The sequence below is a fragment of the Cupriavidus sp. PB-02 genome (assembly GCF_058252315.1).
This window is the reverse complement of record NZ_CM177694.1, coordinates 3,462,762-3,476,728: the sequence shown is the minus strand read 5'-3', so window position 1 is coordinate 3,476,728 and position 13,967 is coordinate 3,462,762. Positions and strand designations below refer to the sequence as shown.

The following is a 13,967-nucleotide window of genomic DNA, read 5'->3' as shown; positions in this document are numbered from 1 at the left end:
GGGGAAGAAGAAAGGTCATGACTAGAGGAACTAGGATTGCATTTGTTTCGCACTCCCCGAGGACGGGCGGTGCAGAGCGGGCTTTTGCGAATTTTATTACCAACCTCCCTGATTCCATACAGCCTGTCGCCATCTTTCCGATGCTGTCAGGCCCGATTCAGGATGAGGTGCGGAATGCAGGAATCCCTACCATAGAATTGGACTACGACACGATTCTGCCAAGTACGGGCGATCTGTTTCACCTACATGCGATGGAGGAGAAGGCCCGTGTTATTGAGGATCGCTTTACCACTTTATTCAAAGAATTAGAACTTGATGCGGTGGTAGTCAACACCAATGCGCTGTCGGCTGCGGTATATGCGGCAGCGAAATTGGAGCTGCCGGTCGTCCTTCATTCTCACGGGATGATTAGTCAAAGGCTCTACGGGCGCCTCAACGCAAGTTTGTGGTCATTTGAAGATCCGGCGCAGATGCTCTCTGCCATGACTGTTATTTGCCCATCCCAGATGGTGGCGGATCTATATGTGGATTTTTACGGTGTTCCCCGGGAATCGATTGAGGTCATTCCAAACGGTACTCACTGCTCGACGTGGTCGGAAGTTGAAACGGAGTCTGAAGGTCCGCTCAAGTTCGTTATGCTTTGCTCGCTGGAAGTAAACAAAAACGTTCTAATGTTTGCTGAAGCGGCCAAGCGACTCAGGGACGACGGCTTGACCAATTTTGAGTTCCATATTTATGGAGAGGGCGACCCCGCATATGCGTCATTGCTGGCTGACTTCATATGGGAGGCGCGCCTGGGCAAGATCGTATATATCCATAAGAAATCCACAAAGATCAATGAGATCTATGACAGCGCGGCAGCGGTTATCGTAACGAGTCAGTTAGAATCCTTCTCGTTTGTGACGATCGAGGCCATGAGTCGGGGTCGACCGGTTGTTGCGACAAGATGTGGTGGTCCAGAAGCCATTATTGACGATGGCGTCACTGGGTTCCTGATCGAAAAAAACAATGTATCGGCATTGGCGGAGAAGATAAAGTTCCTCGCCGAGAATCGCGAAGTCGCGCGCCAAATGGGAAACAGCGGCCGAGAGCTTGCCGAATCTCGATATGAGATTAGATATCTGGCGAACTTGTACGCTAACCGCCTGCTGGAGGTGGTTGACGGCGCAACGCACGATGCCCTGACAAATAAGAGGCACATTGCGATGCGGCATACCGGATTGAAGCGCGCGGTCACCATGCCACTCATCGGGCATGGTGCAACTTATGCCGCACCGATGTTGATAACCGGCCAATCGTCAGTGCATAAGGCTCGCGCGATAGAGTTCGCTGAGTATTTCGTGGGCATGCAGCATTCCCGTATTCACCGTTTCCGCCGGCGTTTTTTGGGAAAAGAAGACCTTTGGGCCAGTGTTTCTCGTGAATTCGACGATATTGTTCGGTTCATTTCTGACCGGGGGATGCGCGATGGTACGAGGTTGTTACTGTCCGACGACCTGCGTTCCGTTCCCTATAGAGAATATCGGATTGATAATTTGCCTTTAGACTTTCATACCGTCAGCACGGCGGTGAGTATTTCGGTTGCCGGTATGAGCGGGATTTTTGGTATGGAACTTGTCGATGAGAAAGGTGAGATAGTTTCACATGAAACGCTGCCGGTTTCTTCTATCGACTCGTCTGCTCCCGTTTCCATCCCGCTTCGCTCTGCAGTAAAAGGAGGAAGGAGAACATATTTTTTGCGGCTATTCGCGAAGGATTGCGAAGGACCCATTTGGGTTTATGAAGTGGTACGTGATCGGCTAGCTGGACTTCTGCCTGCTCGGAAGTTGCCCTTTGTCTCCGTGACGTAAGCGGCGTTTGGCAATGGGATTGCGGCTGGTTGCATCGGCTAGCAGCCGCTTCTCGCGGTGTTCGTTTAGGGATTGCGATACATTGGGCAGCTTGTTTGGATAACAGTGCGAGCTTGTGGTGGTTGTGAGAGCTGCACTGCTGTGAGCTTGCCGCCCCAGACGCACCCGGTATCGAGCGCGATCAGGTCGGGCCGTACGACGAGGCCTAGGGTCGACCAATGCCCACAGACGATCGGCGTGCCATTGGTGCGACGGCCTGGCACGTCGAACCACGGGCAGAAGCCGGGCGGCACCTTGCCAAGGCCTTCTTTTGTGGCCAGGTCCATCACCCCGTTCGTATCGCAGTATCGCAGGCGCGTTAGTGCGTTGACCACTACCCGATGGCGCTCGATGCCATGTAGCCCGTCATGCCAGCGGTCAGCCGCGTTGCCAAATAGGTCGCCTAGGAAGCTCTGCCAATCAGGTCCCTGCAACTGCTGCTCGACTTCCGCGGCGAGGTCCATGACCTGGCTGACGGTCCACTGTGGTAGTACGCCGGCATGGACGAGCAGGAAGCCTTCTTCGCACAGCGCCAGTGGCTGGTGGCGCAGCCAAGCTAACAGCTCGCTGCAATCGGCGGCGGCCAGGATGTCGTCAAGCGAGTCGGATTTGCCCTTCTTGCGCACACCGGCCGCGACGGCCAAAAGATGAATGTCATGATTGCCGAGTACGGTTTTCGCCCGCGCTCCCATATCGCGAACCATTCGTAGTGTCTGGAGCGACAAGGGGCCCCGGTTGACGAGGTCGCCGACGAAGCGCAGGGGAGCATCAGGCGGCAGTTGCTTAAGCAACTGCTCCAGTGAGTCCGCGCAGCCCTGAAGGTCGCCAATGGCGTAAGGTGCTGTTAATATCACTTTTGTGCGTTGAAGATACGTAACAAGGAAATTCAGTCGCTTCTGTTTGTAGCGATGTGACCGTTAACCGGCCAAATCGTTACAACAGGCTACAAAAAGAGTCGGGACATCGGCTGGGCGAGCCAGCCAGTCGGATAGAATACCGCCACTTCTGCAAGTACTTAATGTCCCGCCATCCGGAAGAGGATCAGGCGGGCGCTCGGCTTTTGTCGGGTCCTCGAAACATTTCGAAGCAGGGAGCAAAGCTTTGTCGCATATTTTGGTCACCGGCGGCGCAGGGTTCATCGGCGCTAACTTCGTTCTGACATGGTTGCACGACGAGGCAGCCGACGGCATCGTCAATGTCGATAAGCTCACCTACGCTGGCAACCGGAAGACGCTGGCCTCCCTGGATGGCGACAAGCGTCATGTCTTTTCGCAAACGGATATTTGCGACCGGGCAGCGCTGGATCAATTGTTTGCCACCTACAAGCCCCGCGCCGTTGTGCATTTCGCAGCTGAGAGCCACGTTGACCGGTCCATTCACGGGCCGGGCGAGTTCATCCAGACCAATATTGTCGGCACGTTCACGCTGCTGGAAGCCGCGCGCGCCTACTTTGACAGCCTGAAAGGGCTGGAAGCATCTACGTTCCGCTTCCTGCACGTGTCCACAGACGAGGTGTTCGGCTCGCTTGGCGAAACGGACCCGCAGTTCTCGGAAATCACCCCGTACGCGCCCAACAGCCCATATTCGGCTTCCAAGGCCGCCGCGGACCACTTGGTCCGCGCTTACCACCATACCTACGGTCTGCCGGTCCTGACGACCAACTGCTCTAACAACTACGGACCGTATCATTTCCCAGAGAAGCTGATCCCCTTGATCATCGCCAATGCGCTGGCCGGCAAGCCACTACCAATCTATGGCGATGGCCAAAATGTGCGCGACTGGCTGTATGTTGGCGACCACTGCTCGGCGATCCGTGAAGTGCTTGCTCGCGGCCGCCTCGGCGAAACTTACAACGTTGGCGGTTGGAACGAAAAGACCAACCTCGACGTCGTGCATACGCTTTGCGACCTACTCGACGAACTGCGCCCAAAGGCCCACGGCTCGTACCGCGACCAAATTACCTTCGTTAAGGACCGACCCGGACACGATCGCCGCTATGCGATCGATGCCCGCAAGCTGGAGCGCGAATTGGGCTGGAAGCCCGCCGAGACGTTCGAGACAGGCATGCGCAAGACGGTGCAGTGGTACCTGGAAAACCAGGCCTGGGTTCAGGACGTGATGTCGGGAGAATACCGGAACTGGGTGGCGAAACAGTATGCCGCTTGACAAAGGCTTCTTTCCTACCATTCTCCTTACCGGGTGCAATGGTCAACTTGGATTTGAGCTGACGCGCAGCCTGTCACTTCAGGGTACCGTGGTGTCGATGGACCGTCGTCAATGTGACCTTTCCAACGTGGAAAGTGTCAGGCAGGCAGTCCGTGATGTGCGGCCGGACGTCGTGGTCAATGCTGGCGCCTATACGGCAGTGGACCGTGCTCAGGAGGAAACTGACTTGGCCGACGCCGTCAATGTGGTAGCACCTGGCGTCCTTGCCGAGGAAGCTGAGTCGGTGGGTGCACTGATGGTTCACTACTCGACCGACTACGTATTTGACGGCGAGAAGGCAGGGGCGTATGTCGAGACCGATGCGCCGAATCCGCTTTCGGCGTATGGCAAGTCTAAGCTGGGTGGGGAACGGCTGGTTGAAGCCGCGACTGACAACTACCTGATTTTCCGCACCAGCTGGGTGTACGGTCTGCATGGGGGCAACTTTCTCAAGAGTATCGTACGTGCCGCAACCGTGCGGGAATCGCTGAATGTCGTCGCTGACCAGTGGGGGGCACCCACGCCGGCGTCGCTGGTCGCCGATGTCACGGCATTTGCTGTGGCACGATACCTCAACCGTGCGGAACAGCGATTCGTCCCTGGCATCTACCATCTCGCGGCGCTGGGTGAGACCAACTGGTGCGAGTATGCGAGGCATATCGTTCGCTATCTTCTGGAAAATGGCGTGCCGTTGGCGCTCTCGCCGGAGCGGATCCACGCTATCAGTGCGAAGGAGTACGGCAGCCCGGCCCCCCGCCCGACGAATTCTCGTCTCGATACCTCCAAGCTGCGCGATGCGTTCGGCATCGCCATTCCACAATGGAACCGAGACGTTGAACGGACGCTGCGTGAGTTCATCGATATCGCAGAGTTTGCCCTGGTGACAGCCAACAGGATTTCGGAAGACAGAAAATGAAACGCAAAGGTATCATTCTGGCCGGTGGCTCTGGCACCCGCCTTTATCCTATTACTCGATCGGTTTCGAAGCAGCTGCTCCCCGTCTATGACAAGCCGATGATTTACTACCCGCTCTGCACACTGATGCTGGCGGGTATTCGGGACATCCTGATCATTTCGACGCCGCAGGATACGCCGCGCTTTACCGAAATGCTCGGCGACGGCAGCCAGTGGGGTCTGAATCTGCAGTATGCAGTGCAACCGTCTCCGGACGGCCTGGCTCAGGCATTCATCATCGGCAAGTCGTTTGTCGGGAGTGATTCGTCCACGCTGATCCTGGGCGACAACATCTTCCACGGCCACGACTTGGCCAAGCAGCTGCAGCGGGCTGCGTCGCGCGATACCGGCGCCACAGTATTCGCTTACCACGTGCACGATCCCGAGCGGTATGGCGTGGTCGAGTTCGATGAGAGCTTCCGTGCGCTGTCACTGGAAGAAAAGCCCCGCGAGCCGCGCTCGAACTATGCGGTTACCGGCCTGTACTTCTATGACAACCAGGTCTGCGATATCGCCGCCGATATCCGCCCGTCCGCGCGCGGCGAGCTGGAAATCACCGACGTCAACAAGCGTTACCTCGAGACCGGCCAGCTCGACGTGGAAATCATGGGCCGCGGATATGCTTGGCTGGATACCGGTACGCATGATTCGCTGCAGGAAGCGGCAACGTTCATCGCGACGCTGCAGAAACGCCAGGGCCTGATGGTGGCGTGCCCGGAAGAGATTGCATTCCGCAGCGATTGGATCTCTGCGGAGATGATGCAGAAAGTGGCGTCTGAATTGTCCAAAAATGGTTATGGCCAGTACCTGCAGCAGGTGCTGAAGGAGTCGATTGCATGAGCATGAACGTTGTCAAGACTGCACTTCCCGAGGTCCTGATCCTCGAGCCAAAAGTATTCGGCGATGACCGAGGGTTCTTTTTCGAAAGCTTCAATGCACGGCAGTTTGAGGATGCCACGCGCCTGAAACGGGATTTCGTGCAGGACAACCATTCGCGTTCTGCACGGAATGTGCTGCGTGGCCTGCACTACCAGATCCAGCAGCCGCAGGGCAAGCTGGTGCGGGTGGTGGCCGGCACGGTGTTCGACGTGGCCGTGGATATCCGGCGCAGTTCGCCGAACTTCGGCAAATGGGTGGGCGTGGAGCTCTCGGCAGAGAATAAGCGCCAGCTGTGGGTACCCGAGGGGTTTGCGCACGGCTTTGTCGTGCTGTCGGAGAGTGCCGAGTTCCTTTACAAGACCACGGATTACTACGCACCCCAGTTCGAGCGTTCGCTGCGCTGGGATGATCCGGCGCTGGCTATCAAGTGGCCATTCGAGGGCGCGCCGAGCCTGTCGAAGAAGGATGAGGACGCGCCTGCGCTTGCGGCCGCAGAGTTGTTTGCGTAACTAATTACATATGAATTCCCCTGGGAGAAAAAAGATGGCGATCCAACTGTTTGTACCCAATTTTCGCGTTCAGGAATGCCTGAAAGAAATCCAGGAATGCCTGGAGAAGGGCTGGACTGGCCTGGGTTTCAAGACCAACGCCATGGAAGAAGCCTGGAAGTCCTACACGGGCCTGCCGCACGCCCACTTCCTCGGCTCGAATACCGTTGGCCTGCACTTGGCCTTTGAACTGTTCAAGACCAAGTATGGCTGGGCCGACGGCGACGAAGTCATTACCACGCCGCTGACGTTCGTTTCCACGAACCACGCCATCCTGTATTCGGGCCTGACCCCCGTTTTCGCGGACGTCGATGATTCCCTGTGCCTGGATCCGGACAGCATCGCGGAACGCATCACGGACCGTACCCGCGCCGTGATCTTCGTTGGCTTGGGTGGCAACGTCGGCCAGTATGACAAGGTGGTCGCAATGTGCAAGGAGAAGGGCATCAAGCTGGTGCTTGACGCGGCCCATATGTCCGGTACGCGCCATAACGGCCGCCACGTCGGCCATGACGCCGACGTGACTGTTTTCAGCTTCCAGGCCGTGAAGAACTTGCCGACGGCCGACTCGGGCATGATCTGCTTCCAGGAAGCTGAGGACGACGAGCGCGTGCGCAAGATGACGTGGCTGGGCATCAACAAGGACACGTTCGCCCGTACCACCACGCAAGGCGCGTACAAGTGGATGTACGACGTGGAGGAGGTCGGTTACAAGTACCACGGCAATTCGATCATGGCGGCCATCGGTTTGGTCCAGTTGAAGTACCTGGACAACGACAATGCCTACCGCCGCCAACTGGCCAACTGGTATGAGGAACTGCTGTCGGGCCACGGCAACATCCGTCTGACGCCGATCACCAAGGGCTGCGACTCGTCGCGCCATCTGTTCCAGATTCGAGTCAAGAACCGTGATGAACTGATGCTGGCGTTGCACGAGCATGAGGTGTACCCGGGAGTCCACTATCGGGACAACACCGAGTACCGCATGTACGCAAGCGGCAAGGGTAAGTGCCCGCGCGCCCACGCTGCCAGCAACGAAGTGCTTTCGCTGCCGATGCACATGGGTGTCAGCCGCAAGGATGTTGAATTCGTCTGTGAACTGGTTCGCAAGTACGCAGCATGAAGCCAAACTTCGAGCCGTTCGAAGCCAAGGGGGTGCAACTGCGCCCTCTTGCGACGGAAGACCTTCCGTTGACGCTTGCCTGGCGCAACCGCGAGGGCGTCAGGCAGCAGTTCATTTTCTCTGACGTGCTTACCCTGGAAGGCCACCAAGGCTGGTTCCGGAAGTACTCAGAAAAGCCCGACGATTTCGTATTCGTGGTACACGATACGGAAACCGGCGCACTGGTCGGACAGGTGGCAATCTACGACGTGGATGTGGTGTCTGGGCGTGCCGAAATCGGCCGCTTTGTCGTGGCGCCGGAAACTGCCGGCCAAGGAAAGATGCGCCGGGCAATTGAGGCACTCCTGGTGTTCGCGCGCGACAAGCTTGGATTGTCGGCGGCGTATCTTGAAGTGCTGGAGTCCAATACACATGCCTTCGGCCTCTACCAGCGATTGGGTTTTCGAGAACTTGGAAGGGATGGTGCATTAATCAAGATGGAGCGCAATTTAGATGGCGGCATATAAGAGTAGCCGGAATCATCCGCTGTCTGAATATGTAGCTGCAGCGAAACTGTGGCGAGTCTGGCTCCATATGGGCGTTCAAGATGTAAAAGGACGATTCAGAAATTCGGTTCTTGGCCCGCTTTGGATATTGGTAAATCTGTCGGCCACGATGGCTGCGGTGGGTATCATATTCGGCAAGCTGTTTCATCAGCCAATGGAGGAGTTTCTACCTTTTCTCACGTTAGGACTGGCCATATGGACTTTTATGACGGCCGCTCTGACTGAGGGTGGGAATGCTTTTGTGAATGCGGAAGGCTACATAAAGCAGTTCTCGTTCCCGAAGGTGACGTATCTCTATCGCGCAATGGTGCCATACATCTTTGTTTTTGGTGTTGGTATTCTCGTCTTCTTGGTGGTTTCCCTTTCTTATGGGCGCCATTTTGACTTGGGTGTGCTTTGGGTGATACCTGGATTTCTGTTGTTTCTCGTAATTAATTTCATCCACTTGGTCATTGTGGCGCATCTTGCCGCAAGGTATCGAGATCTTCCGCATCTGTTGGGTGGTTTGATGCAGATTGCCTACTACGTTACTCCGGTAATGTACACGGTGGAGATGCTGAAGGATCGGGGTATCGGTCTTGTGTACCAACTTAATCCGCTCTATTACGTGATGGAGATTGTCCGGTATCCCCTGCTGAGAAGCAGTGCGCCACCAGAGCAAGTATGTTGGATGGCATTGGCATATGCCGTCGTGGTTGGAGTTGTTGCAATCGCAGTGGTGAAAAAGATGTCGCACCGGATCGTCTACGTTCTATGACAACCGACTTGAAAATTAGCTTACGAAACGTGCGAGTTCGCTTCGACGTTTCTTTGCGGCAGGATAGTTTAAAAGGAGCGCTCCTGAACGTTTTGCGCGGGGGCGGGGCGAACGACCGTCAGTATGTTGATGCGCTCAAGGGTGTGAACGTGGAGATTAATCACGGGGAGCGCGTTGGTTTGGTGGGGCTGAATGGGGCAGGTAAGAGCACCATTCTGAAAGTGATGGCAGGAATTTATCCTCCGACGTCGGGTGAAACTGAAGTAGTCGGGCATGTATCGCCGATGTTTGAGTTGGCCACGGGTTTCGAAATGACTCAAACCGGGTGGGATAACATTCGCATAAGAGCCATGCTGCTGGGTCTCACCCCCGAAGAGGTGGAAGACCGAATTCACGATATTGCGGAATTCTCCGAGTTGGGCCATTTCCTAGACTATCCCGTGAAGACGTATTCTGCGGGAATGTTTATCCGGTTGGCGTTCTCCGTTTCGACAGCGATCAATCCGGAAATTCTCCTGCTCGATGAGGTCATGGGGGCCGGTGACCTGGTGTTCGCGGAAAAAGCGAAGCGCCGGATGTATGAGTTCATGGAGCAGGGGAAGATACTCGTATTCTCCAGTCACGCCCTGTCGCTTGTGGAAGATTTTTGCGAGCGCGCAATCTGGTTGCGTCGTGGAGAGGTGGCGATGGATGGACCGGTCAAAGAAGTATTGGCTGAGTACTCAGCCCATGCCGCTCGGTAATTTTCGCTGTTGCCATAAAAATCTGGCGTTGGCAACTCCGTGGGTGATGAGGGAGTGCTGACATGACCCACCGTACAGTTACATTTTACGCGACCAACCGCCCATCAGTTGCCTAGTACTCCTGGTATAGCTCCGTCGAGGCGCGGTTCCTCTCTTTTCTGTTTGTTCGTGAAACGGAAATAAGGGGAAAACTGGTAGCCTCAAACTTGATAATGAGTGACGAATTGCTAGAATCGCTAGATGCACGATGCATAAAGGTCGTAATCGAAGGGGAGATCCCGACAACGCATATTGTTCGCCGGCTCCTCGAAGAAGCAACAGGCGACGCCGCTCGTGTCCAGCAGATGTATGCGCATCTGTTTACTCCATCTGCACTTGGTAGCGATGTTATTCCGATGTTGGTTCGTGTTGGCGATCCCAGCGTTGCTCCAATGCTTAGGTGGATGGCGAAAAACAATATTCCTTTTCTATATTATATTGATGATAATTTTTGGGCACTGAAGGGGGAATCTCCTTTGGCGCTGTATTATCAGGCAAAAGAAGTTCGGGATACGCTTGAGTTGGCGGTTAAAAATGCCCATGCCGTTCTTGTGAATTCGCAGCTTTTGGGTGACTTCATTCAGAAGCGGTTTGGGGCCAATGTAAAGATTCTGCATGCCCCCTTCGATTTCAGCCTCCTGACAGAGGATGACGTGTGCAACAAATCGTCGGAGATCAGAATTGGCTTCGCGGGCAGTGTGTCGAGGGAGCAAGATTTTTGCGAGGTTATTCCAGCACTGCAGCGCATATTGCAGGATTTCGAAAAAGTGGTGCTATATTTTTTCGGATACTGCCCGCCAGCGCTGTCAGGGCATGCTCGCGTAAACTTTTACCCCCATGTGGATAGTTACGAGAAATTCATCAAACTGAAGCAGGGCGCCGCTCTAGATATAGGAATTGCGCCGATCGCAGAAATCGAGTCAAACCGATACAAAACCAATAATAAGTACCGGGAATATGGTGCGCTACGTATTGCAGGTATTTATACTGACAGCCCGCCGTATCGAAATTCTGTTCAGAACGAAAAAACCGGGTTGTTGGTCCGCCATCGTCAAGAGGATTGGTATGAGGCAATGGCGCGCCTTGTGGTTGACTCGACGCTGCGTTCAGCTATCGCTGAGGCGGCATATAGCGATGTGAAGTCGAACTATGCCCAGTCGGTTGTCGCCAAGCAATGGCGCTCGGTACTGGCCGAATTTGCGTCTTCGACTCGTTTTCCAAACATCGGAACACGTGCCCTGGCCGTGGCAACTTTGAGAATTCGCATGGACGGTTGGGTAGCCCGTACCGCTCTGCGAGTTCACCTGAAGTTGATCCGTGTGAAGCTTGGTTTGAAGAGGCTTATCCGAGCCGGCCACGTGGGAGTTAGCGAATGAGTCTCTCCGCAGGCGAGATTGACTGCAGCAAAGCGGCAGGCAAGCTCAAAAGTGACGTCGCCGCGGTGGTGGTCACCTTCAACCCTGATGTGGCGGTATTCGGAAAATTGCTGGCTGCTACGCTCCTCCAAGTCCGATCTGTGGTGGTCGTCGACAACGGCTCTCAGCATGTCAACGTCGCGGCAATCTGCGCGTCGCAAGACGCCGAAGCCGGTCGCATCAGCTATGTTCCCTTGGGCGCTAACCAAGGCATCGCCGCTGCCCAGAACCGCGGCATCGAAGCCGCAAAGGCTGCTGGTGCGGAATACGTGCTACTGCTGGACCACGACAGCGTACCGGAGGACAACATGGTCGCGGCGTTGTGCCAGGCCGACCGGCAACTTCGCGATGCCGGCATTCAGGTGGGCGCCGTGGGCGCGGTGACCTTCGATCGCCGCACCGGGACCACATCCAAGGTGTTGCGGATGGTGCGCGGCCGCGTGCAGCGGCTTGCCTGCTCGCCCTCGGAGTCTTATGTCGAGGCCGACTTCCTGATCGCCTCCGGCACCATGATCGCCATCTCCGTGCTGGAGCGCCACGGCATGATGAACGAGGGCTACTTTATCGACCACGTCGACACCGAGTGGTGCCTGCGCGTGAAGGCGCAGGGCATGCGGCTCTTTGCTGTGCCGGGCGCACGGCTCGAGCATGCGCTGGGCGACCATGTCGTGCGCGTCTGGCTGGGCCGCTGGCGCGAGGTGCCGGTGCACTCGCCTGTGCGCGACTACTACATGTTCCGGAATACGGTGCGCATGCTGCTGACGACGCCGATGAGCATTGCCTGGCGGATTACGCATCTGTACCGCCTGTCGCAGTTTGCGGTGTTTTTCGGTCTCGGCATGTCGCCGCGCCTCAGGCGGATCCGATTGATGACCAAAGGCATCATCGACGGCATAAAAGGCCGTGGCGGCGCACTGGTGGATGCGAGGCAAGGCCGTGGAACCGACCGCTAAATTGCTGACGGTTTCCCTGGTCAGTCATGGACAGTGGGAACTGATGCGCCCGCTGATCGGGCAATTGTCCGCGATCGCCGGGGAACTGCCGCTTCAGGTAATTGTCACCGAGAATCTGCGCGAGCAACGCGGCGCCGATGACGGGCTCGCTGGCCTGGATGTCCTGTATATCCAGAATACAGAACCAAAGGGCTTTGGCGCCAACCACAATGCCGCGTTCGCTTACTGCAACACGCCGTATTTCTGTGTCGTCAATCCCGACGTCCGGCTAATCGAGAATCCCTTTCCTGCACTCTTGGCGCAAGCGCGGGCAATGCCGGGCGTTGTCGCGCCGCGTGTGGTGGCGGAGGATGGAACCATCGAAGACAGCGCGCGGAAAGTGCCGCGGCCTTCCGTCCTCCTTCAGCGTGCGCTCGCCAGGCTGACGAAAAAGCGCCTACCTCCGGACTACAAAAGTGAAGGGACGATTCCGGTGGACTGGGCTGCTGGTATGTTTCTTCTGTTCGATGCGCAGGTATTCAAGCGACTGGGTGGCTTCGACGACCGATATCATCTCTATTGTGAGGATGTGGACGTCTGCCTCCGGACCTGGCTGAATGGCGGAACCGTCTCTTGGGCTAACGAGGCAATAGTGATGCATGATGCGCGCCGCGACAGTCATCGCAGGTTCCGTTACCTGCGATGGCATTCGGCCAGCATGCTGAGGTTGTTCACATCCAGCGCATACTGGCGGTTCCGCTTCGGCAATGTAGCAGCCCGGCAAATGAACAATTATTAAAACGATTCCATGTTCGACTTTTTCTGGGTCCCGTCCTTTGCCTTCCTGGTTTCGGCGCTGGGTGTCCTGCTCCTGCGCCCGGTGGCAATGGTCGGCGGTCTGCTGGACCGCCCCGACAACCGCAAGCGTCACCATGGCGCCGTGCCGCTGGTCGGGGGCATTGCCGTAACGCTGGCCATATGGGCGGGTTGCCTGCTGTTCATGCGCAACCAGGGCTATTACGTGGCATTGCTGGGTGGTCTGACGTTGCTCGCCTTCGTCGGGCTGATCGATGACATGCAAGGCATGTCGCCGGTGGCCAAGCTTGCCGCACAGCTGTTTGCCGCCATCCTGATGACGTCATGGGGCGGCGTCTACCTGACGTCGCTGGGCGATATTTTTGGCAGGCGCGAAGTCGAACTGGCAAACTGGGCCATCCCGCTCACGCTTTTTGCCGTGGTCGCCGTGATCAATGCCATGAACATGAGCGACGGGCTCGATGGGCTGGCAGGTGGCTTGTCGCTCATTGTCTTTGGCTGGTTCAGTTACCTCGCCGGTGAACTCGGGAACCTGGCCGCCCAGCGTGTCTGCGTGATCTTCTGCGGCGCAATTCTCGGCTTTCTGATCTTCAATATGCGCAATCCCTTCCGGGGCAGTCTGCGCGTGTTTCTCGGGGACGCCGGCAGCCTGATGCTTGGATATGGCATCGTCTGGTTCGCGGTGGAACTGTCCCAGAAGCCATACAACAATGGTCAGCGTGTTCCGCCCGTCGTGATGCTCTGGGTGCTCGGATTCGTACTGATCGACCTGCTGGTGGTGGTCATCCGCCGGGCCATGAAGCGTCGCAATCCCTTGTCCGCAGACCGGACACACTTGCATCATGTGCTGCTTCGCCTTGGCCTGAGTCCCGACGCGATCGTGTGGGTCATTCTTGTCAGCAATGCGCTGCTGGGCTTTATCGGCGTCTATGGCTGGAAGCAGGGGGTCTCGGAGCAGGTGCTGTTCCTTGCGTTCCTGGGCGTCACCGCGGTTCACTTGCTGTTGATGCGCAACGCATGGCGTTGCCTCCGGGTTGGTCGTCGCATTGTCTTGCGCGGCAAGCGTGGGCTCGGCGTTCGGGACGACTCTGAGTAAGACCCTTGCTGTGGATTCCGGCCGGG

At 56.6% G+C, this 13,967-nt stretch carries 14 protein-coding genes; 13 read left to right on the top strand and 1 reads right to left on the bottom strand.

Features of this window, described 5'->3' with window-relative positions:
* Nucleotides 1-17: 17 nt before the first annotated feature.
* Nucleotides 18-1,850 carry a glycosyltransferase family 4 protein gene (locus AC10V3_RS16345; protein WP_490922582.1) on the top strand — a complete coding sequence of 611 codons (1,833 nt, stop codon included), beginning with the start codon at nt 18-20 and terminating at the stop codon, nt 1,848-1,850.
* A 65-nt stretch (nt 1,851-1,915) separates the two neighbouring features.
* Here the strand turns inward: AC10V3_RS16345 and AC10V3_RS16340 are convergent, their stop codons facing one another.
* Entirely contained in the window at nt 1,916-2,743 is an 828-nt protein-coding gene (locus AC10V3_RS16340; protein ID WP_490922580.1) for a symmetrical bis(5'-nucleosyl)-tetraphosphatase, read from the bottom strand.
* Nucleotides 2,744-2,990: 247 nt separating this feature from the next.
* Between AC10V3_RS16340 and rfbB the strand changes: the two genes are divergently transcribed.
* The 12 genes from rfbB to AC10V3_RS16280 all read left to right on the top strand — a co-directional run bounded on the left by rfbB (nt 2,991) and on the right by AC10V3_RS16280 (nt 13,941).
* The gene (rfbB, locus tag AC10V3_RS16335; protein ID WP_490922579.1) at nt 2,991-4,055 is read left to right on the top strand and encodes a dTDP-glucose 4,6-dehydratase; all 1,065 of its coding nucleotides are present in this window, start codon (nt 2,991-2,993) and stop codon (nt 4,053-4,055) included.
* The gene (gene rfbD / locus AC10V3_RS16330) at nt 4,045-5,010 is read left to right on the top strand and encodes a dTDP-4-dehydrorhamnose reductase (protein ID WP_490922578.1); all 966 of its coding nucleotides are present in this window, start codon (nt 4,045-4,047) and stop codon (nt 5,008-5,010) included. The genes rfbB and rfbD overlap by 11 nt, the downstream gene beginning before the upstream one ends.
* Nucleotides 5,007-5,888 (top strand): glucose-1-phosphate thymidylyltransferase RfbA, encoded by an 882-nt coding sequence (gene rfbA, locus AC10V3_RS16325; protein WP_490922576.1) that lies wholly within the window; start codon nt 5,007-5,009, stop codon nt 5,886-5,888. Before rfbD ends, rfbA begins: the two co-directional genes overlap by 4 nt.
* Nucleotides 5,885-6,436, top strand: a complete 552-nt coding sequence (gene rfbC, locus AC10V3_RS16320; protein WP_490922575.1) for a dTDP-4-dehydrorhamnose 3,5-epimerase — start codon at nt 5,885-5,887, stop codon at nt 6,434-6,436. The genes rfbA and rfbC overlap by 4 nt, the downstream gene beginning before the upstream one ends.
* Before the next feature lie 34 nt (nt 6,437-6,470).
* A complete protein-coding gene (locus AC10V3_RS16315; protein WP_490922573.1) occupies nt 6,471-7,598 on the top strand; it encodes a DegT/DnrJ/EryC1/StrS family aminotransferase in 1,128 nt (375 codons plus the stop codon).
* Nucleotides 7,595-8,104: a GNAT family N-acetyltransferase gene (locus tag AC10V3_RS16310; protein ID WP_490922571.1), complete on the top strand. Its 510-nt coding sequence runs from the start codon at nt 7,595-7,597 to the stop codon at nt 8,102-8,104. The genes AC10V3_RS16315 and AC10V3_RS16310 overlap by 4 nt, the downstream gene beginning before the upstream one ends.
* Nucleotides 8,091-8,900, top strand: a complete 810-nt coding sequence (locus AC10V3_RS16305) for an ABC transporter permease (RefSeq protein WP_490922570.1) — start codon at nt 8,091-8,093, stop codon at nt 8,898-8,900. Before AC10V3_RS16310 ends, AC10V3_RS16305 begins: the two co-directional genes overlap by 14 nt.
* The gene (locus tag AC10V3_RS16300) at nt 8,897-9,643 is read left to right on the top strand and encodes an ABC transporter ATP-binding protein (RefSeq protein ID WP_490922568.1); all 747 of its coding nucleotides are present in this window, start codon (nt 8,897-8,899) and stop codon (nt 9,641-9,643) included. The genes AC10V3_RS16305 and AC10V3_RS16300 overlap by 4 nt, the downstream gene beginning before the upstream one ends.
* A 212-nt stretch (nt 9,644-9,855) precedes the next feature.
* Nucleotides 9,856-11,058: a glycosyltransferase family protein gene (locus AC10V3_RS16295; RefSeq protein WP_490922566.1), complete on the top strand. Its 1,203-nt coding sequence runs from the start codon at nt 9,856-9,858 to the stop codon at nt 11,056-11,058.
* The gene (locus tag AC10V3_RS16290; protein WP_490922565.1) at nt 11,055-12,050 is read left to right on the top strand and encodes a rhamnosyltransferase; all 996 of its coding nucleotides are present in this window, start codon (nt 11,055-11,057) and stop codon (nt 12,048-12,050) included. The genes AC10V3_RS16295 and AC10V3_RS16290 overlap by 4 nt, the downstream gene beginning before the upstream one ends.
* Entirely contained in the window at nt 12,034-12,828 is a 795-nt protein-coding gene (locus AC10V3_RS16285; protein ID WP_490922563.1) for a glycosyltransferase, read from the top strand. Before AC10V3_RS16290 ends, AC10V3_RS16285 begins: the two co-directional genes overlap by 17 nt.
* A 9-nt stretch (nt 12,829-12,837) precedes the next feature.
* Entirely contained in the window at nt 12,838-13,941 is a 1,104-nt protein-coding gene (locus tag AC10V3_RS16280; RefSeq protein ID WP_490922562.1) for an MraY family glycosyltransferase, read from the top strand.
* Nucleotides 13,942-13,967: the final 26 nt, after the last annotated feature.

Excerpts from the sequence above, each read along its gene's own strand:
- AC10V3_RS16345 (WP_490922582.1), top strand. The coding sequence starts at position 18 with ATGACTAGAGGAACTAGGATTGCATTTGTTTCGCACTCCCCGAGGACG.
- rfbD (WP_490922578.1), top strand. The coding sequence starts at position 4,045 with ATGCCGCTTGACAAAGGCTTCTTTCCTACCATTCTCCTTACCGGGTGC.
- rfbA (WP_490922576.1), top strand. The coding sequence starts at position 5,007 with ATGAAACGCAAAGGTATCATTCTGGCCGGTGGCTCTGGCACCCGCCTT.
- rfbC (WP_490922575.1), top strand. The coding sequence starts at position 5,885 with ATGAGCATGAACGTTGTCAAGACTGCACTTCCCGAGGTCCTGATCCTC.
- AC10V3_RS16315 (WP_490922573.1), top strand. The coding sequence starts at position 6,471 with ATGGCGATCCAACTGTTTGTACCCAATTTTCGCGTTCAGGAATGCCTG.
- AC10V3_RS16310 (WP_490922571.1), top strand. The coding sequence starts at position 7,595 with ATGAAGCCAAACTTCGAGCCGTTCGAAGCCAAGGGGGTGCAACTGCGC.
- AC10V3_RS16305 (WP_490922570.1), top strand. The coding sequence starts at position 8,091 with ATGGCGGCATATAAGAGTAGCCGGAATCATCCGCTGTCTGAATATGTA.
- AC10V3_RS16300 (WP_490922568.1), top strand. The coding sequence starts at position 8,897 with ATGACAACCGACTTGAAAATTAGCTTACGAAACGTGCGAGTTCGCTTC.
- AC10V3_RS16295 (WP_490922566.1), top strand. The coding sequence starts at position 9,856 with ATGAGTGACGAATTGCTAGAATCGCTAGATGCACGATGCATAAAGGTC.
- AC10V3_RS16290 (WP_490922565.1), top strand. The coding sequence starts at position 11,055 with ATGAGTCTCTCCGCAGGCGAGATTGACTGCAGCAAAGCGGCAGGCAAG.
- AC10V3_RS16280 (WP_490922562.1), top strand. The coding sequence starts at position 12,838 with ATGTTCGACTTTTTCTGGGTCCCGTCCTTTGCCTTCCTGGTTTCGGCG.